The organism is Sphingomonas bacterium, assembly GCF_903643065.1.
Lineage (GTDB): Bacteria > Pseudomonadota > Alphaproteobacteria > Sphingomonadales > Sphingomonadaceae > Sphingomonas.
Genome location: NZ_CAHJWX010000238.1, coordinates 1 through 4,488, shown reverse-complemented (window position 1 = coordinate 4,488; position 4,488 = coordinate 1). Strand labels below are relative to the sequence as shown.

The following is a 4,488-nucleotide window of genomic DNA, read 5'->3' as shown; positions in this document are numbered from 1 at the left end:
CGTCGCCGGCGGGATCGAGCAGCGCGCCCACGCCCTCCGCAGCCTCGGGGTCGCCGATCGCGACCAGCCGTGGCAACAGCAGGCCGCCGCCGCTCGCGCGCACGAAGGCATCGGTCACGGCGCGGCGCGCGCGGTTGTTGGGCAGCAGCACCATCCCGCGCGCAAGTCCCAGCCGATCGACGCGCCCTCCGTCACCGGAGTATCGGTCGATCAGTCCGCCCGCGAGCGCATCGGCGAACGAGCGGATCGCCGGTATGGTGTAAAGGGCGAGCGCCATCGGACCCTTCAGCCTTCCGCCAGCAGCGCCTCGGTGCGCGGGATCGCGCCCGGCGTGCCGACATCGAACCACAGCCCCTGATGCACCGCGCCGAACGCACGGCCAGCGGCGATCGCGCGATCCCAGAACACCATGGTCGAGAACGGCCCCGCAGGCCAGTCGGCGATCAGTCGGGGCGACAGGATCTGCACGCCGGTGAAGACGAACGGCGCCACGCGCCCCGGCTGGCGCCGTCGCATGATACGCCCGGCGCGATCGAGGTGGAAGTCGCCCTGGCCCTGGTGATTGGTGGCGCGCGCATAGGGCACCATCAGCAGCAGCGCATCCATTCGGACATCGTCCCACTGCGCGGCGAGCAGCCGGATCGCGTCGGCGGGACCGTCGATCCACAGATTGTCGCTGTTGACGCACAGGAACGGCGCCTCGCCCAGCAGCGGCAGCGCATGCGCGAGCCCGCCGCCGGTCTCCATCAACTGGCCGCGCTCGTCGGAGATGACGACGTCCAGATCACCGGCTCGCGCGGCGAGATGCGCCTCGACCACATCGGCGAGGTAGTGGACGTTCACCACCACGCGACCGACGCCGGCGGCGCGCAGGCGGTCGAGCACATGGTCGATCAACGGCTTGCCCGCGACCTCGATCAGCGGCTTGGGGCGGGTGGCGGTGAGCGGGCGCATCCGCTTGCCCAGCCCGGCCGCCATCACCATCGCCGTGCGCGGCACGCCGCGCTCCGGATGGGTACCGCCGGGATCGGGGCGCAAGGTGAGCGGGCGCGTCATCCCTCGCCCAGCAGCCTGGGATCGCCGCGCCGCCCGGACGGCAGATTGTCGTCGAACCAGCGCGCGACCGGCGCCAGCGCCGCGTGGCGCAGGTCGCGCTCCAGATAGGCCCAGACGCGCGGGCATAGCGCGGCATAGCGCGGCTTGCCGTCGCGTCGCCACAGCCGCGCGAAGATGCCCAGGATCTTGGCGTTCCGTTGCGCCCCCAGCACATGATAGGCATCCGCGAATGCGTCGCCCCTGCCGGTCGCCCGGACGTAGCGGTCGAACATGGCCCGCTCCAACCCGGGATCGACGTCGCGGCGCGCATCCTGGAGCAGCGAGACGAGGTCATAGGCCGGGTGGCCGGCGAGCGCGTCCTGGAAGTCGAGCAGGCCCAGCACCGGCGGCTCCCCGACCAGCATCAGGTTCTCGGCATGATAGTCGCGCAGCACCGTCACCGGCCCGCCCGCCGGCCCGCCCGACGGCATCGGGACGAGCGCCGGCGCCAGCACCGCGTCCCACGCCGCGCGATAACCTCCGGCATCGACGCTCAGCCCGACGGCGGGGCAGTAGCAATCGACGAACAGCGCCGCCTCGCGGTGCAGCACCGCGGCGTCATAGGGGAGGAACGGTCCAGCGGGATGCTCGTGAAGCGCCACCAGCAGGTCGATCGCGCCGGCGTACAAGGTGGCGGCGGCGTCCGGATCGGCGTCCATCGCCTCGCGCATCCGCCGATCGCCGAAATCCTCCAGCAGCACCAGCCCCGCTCCGGGGTCGGCGGCATGGATCGCCGGCGTGCGAAAGCCGCGGTCGGCCAGCCAGCCGGCCACCGCCAGGAACGGGCGCGGATCCTCATGCGGGGGAGGCGCGTCCATCAGCACCGCGCGGCGGTCGCCGGTCGTTACGCGGAAATAGCGCCGGAACGACGCATCCCCCGCCAGCGGCGCGACCTGCGCTCCACCCCAGCCGTGCGCGGCCAGGAACGCCGGGGCGCCGACGGGCAGGGTCATGTCGGACCCGCCGGCAAACAGGATCGGGTCGGCGGCCATCGATCCTTCCAAGCCGGGGGCACCCGGGCTGTCAAGACACGCCCGCCATCCTCGCGGATCGCGAGCGACAGGACGATCGCCTCGGGCCAGCGGCCCGGCCCCGCGCGCTCGGGCCACTCGACCAGCAGCACGCCGTCGGACAGCGCCTCGTCCAGCCCCAGTTCCTCGATCTCGGAGGGATCGTCGATCCGGTACAGGTCGACGTGCTGCACCGGCAGTCGCGTCTCGGGCGGGGCATAGGGCTGGACGATCGCGAAACTGGGGCTCGGCGCCTCGCCGGCGAGGCCGAGCGCGGAGAGAAGCCCGCGCGCGAGGCTGGTCTTGCCCGCGCCGAGCGGTCCGTCGAGCGCGATGACGTCCCCCGGCCGGACCATCGCCGCCAGCCGCCGGCCGAGCGCATCGGTGGCCGCCGCGTCCGAGAGGATCATCGCCACCCGCTCATCGCCGGGGGATCTCCACCGTCACCAACGTGCCCTGCCCCGGCTCGCTCACCAGCGCGATCGTGCCGCCGTGCGCCTCGACGAACTGGCGTGCGAGCGGCAGGCCCAGCCCGAGCGCGCGCTCGCCCCTTGCGGCGATGCCGGGTTCGGTGAAACGATCGAACGCGTGCGCCACCGCGTCCGCGTCCATGCCGGTCCCGTCGTCCGAGACCACGATGCGCGCCTGCGTCGCGTTGCCGTCGGCATGGAGCAGGACGCGGCCGCCCTCGGCGCTGGCCGCCACGGCGTGGCGCAGCAGATGCTCGATCACCTCCTTCAGCCGCCGCCGGTCGCCGGTCACCCGGCCGGTGGATCGGGTGATCTCGACCGCGAAGTCGATCCGGTGGCGCCGCGCCGACGGCATCAGTGTCTCGGCCGCGGCACGCGCGGTGCTGGCGAGGTCGACGTCCACGCGCTCCATCGGCGCGCCGCCGTCCATGCCGCCGGTCAGGTCGAGCACATCGTCGACCAGCACGCCGAGCCGTTCGACCGAATCGAGGATCGCTTCCACATAGCCGTCGGCCTGCGCGCTCAGCGTGCCGGCATAGCCGCCGTGCAGCATCTCCGCGAAACCGCTGATCGACGTCAGCGGCGTACGCAGTTCGTAGCTCATGTTAGCGACGAACTGCGTCTTCACGCGGTCCGCGTCCTCCAGCGCGTCGTTGCGGTCGCGCAGCGCCTGCTCGATCCGGCGGCTGTCGGAGATGTCGAGCATCGTGAACAGCGCGTTGCCGTCGGGCAGCGGCACCGCGGCGAACTCGAAGTGCCGCCCATCGGCGAACGCGACCCGCCCGCCGCGCTGCTGGCGCTCCACGGTGGCGGAGCGGACGAGCTCGGCGATCAGCACGGCGCGCGAGGGCGTCGCCAGCCGGTCCGCCACCGCCTCGGCGATCACGTCGACGCGCGGGTGCGCGCTCAGGAACTCCTCCTCGACGCCCCATAGCGAACGGAAGCGGTTGTTCCACAACTGGAGCCGGCCGTCGGCGGCGAACACGCCAAGCGCCTCGAACAGATTGTCGAACGTCGCGGTGCGCACCCGCAGCAGCGTGTCACGCGCGCCCGCGAGCTGGACCTGCTCGGTCCGGTCCTCGAACACCAGCAACAACCCGCCATCGGGCAGCGGCTGAGCGACGAGGTGCAGGTGGACGCCGCCCGGCAGGTGCCATTGCTCCTCCTGTCCCGCATCCCGCGCGCCGCCGGTCGCCGAGAACCATGCACGCCGCTCCGCTCGCCACGCGGGAAAGTCGCGCACCTCGGGCAGTCGGTTGGCCTCGCGCATCCGTTCGAGCACGCGGTCGAACTCGGGCCGATCGGCGAGCCACTCGCTACGCATCGCGAACAGGCGGCGGAACGGCTGGTTGCAGAACACCAGGCTGCGATCGGCGCCGAACTGCGCCACGCCCGACGACAGCCGGTCGAGCATCGCGCGCTGCGCATCGGCGAAACGCTTGACCCGCGCGCGCGCCTGCTCCAGCTCCTCGACGTCGATCGCATAGCCCGCGACCCCGCCGGTCGCGAGCGGCACGTCCACGACCTTCAGCATCCGCCGCTTGCCGTCGATCGTCGCGGGCATCACCTGCTCGTGCGGCCGGCCGGCGTCACGAGCGGCGGCTGCGCCGGCGAGTGGCCCGCCCGCGCCGGTCGCCTCGACCAGCTCCAGTCCACGAGCGACGACGTCTTCGGCGTCGGCGCCCTCCACCGCCTGCACATAGGCGGTGTTCGCAAGCATCAGCGCAAGGTCTGCGCCACGGTACCACATCGGCAGCGGCGCCGCCTCGATCAGCCCGGCCAGCGCGTCGAAGGCGGCGTGCAACCGCTCCGCCTCGTTGCCGGTACGCACGAGTTCCTCCTCGCGGTCCGTCGCGTCGTACACCCAGACGATGACCGCCCCGTGCGGCGCCGCGCCGGCCGGCGCGCCCGCG

The 4,488-nt window shown here is 72.7% G+C and carries 5 protein-coding genes; all 5 read right to left on the bottom strand.

Going from position 1 to position 4,488, the window contains the following annotated elements:
- Positions 1 to 277 (bottom strand): hypothetical protein (locus HUU95_RS09315; RefSeq protein WP_174279858.1); only part of this gene is annotated, 277 nt, incomplete at its 3' end.
- Between the two features lie 8 nt (positions 278 to 285).
- A complete protein-coding gene (locus HUU95_RS09310; protein WP_174279857.1) occupies positions 286 to 1,056 on the bottom strand; it encodes a nucleotidyltransferase family protein in 771 nt (256 codons plus the stop codon).
- Positions 1,053 to 2,048 carry an aminoglycoside phosphotransferase family protein gene (locus tag HUU95_RS09305; protein WP_174279860.1) on the bottom strand — a complete coding sequence of 332 codons (996 nt, stop codon included), beginning with the start codon at positions 2,046 to 2,048 and terminating at the stop codon, positions 1,053 to 1,055. The genes HUU95_RS09310 and HUU95_RS09305 overlap by 4 nt, the downstream gene beginning before the upstream one ends.
- Positions 2,045 to 2,515 (bottom strand): tRNA (adenosine(37)-N6)-threonylcarbamoyltransferase complex ATPase subunit type 1 TsaE, encoded by a 471-nt coding sequence (gene tsaE / locus HUU95_RS09300; RefSeq protein WP_174279859.1) that lies wholly within the window; start codon positions 2,513 to 2,515, stop codon positions 2,045 to 2,047. The genes HUU95_RS09305 and tsaE overlap by 4 nt, the downstream gene beginning before the upstream one ends.
- 10 nt (positions 2,516 to 2,525) lie before the next feature.
- Positions 2,526 to 4,488 (bottom strand): sensor histidine kinase (locus HUU95_RS09295; protein WP_174279856.1); only part of this gene is annotated, 1,963 nt, incomplete at its 5' end.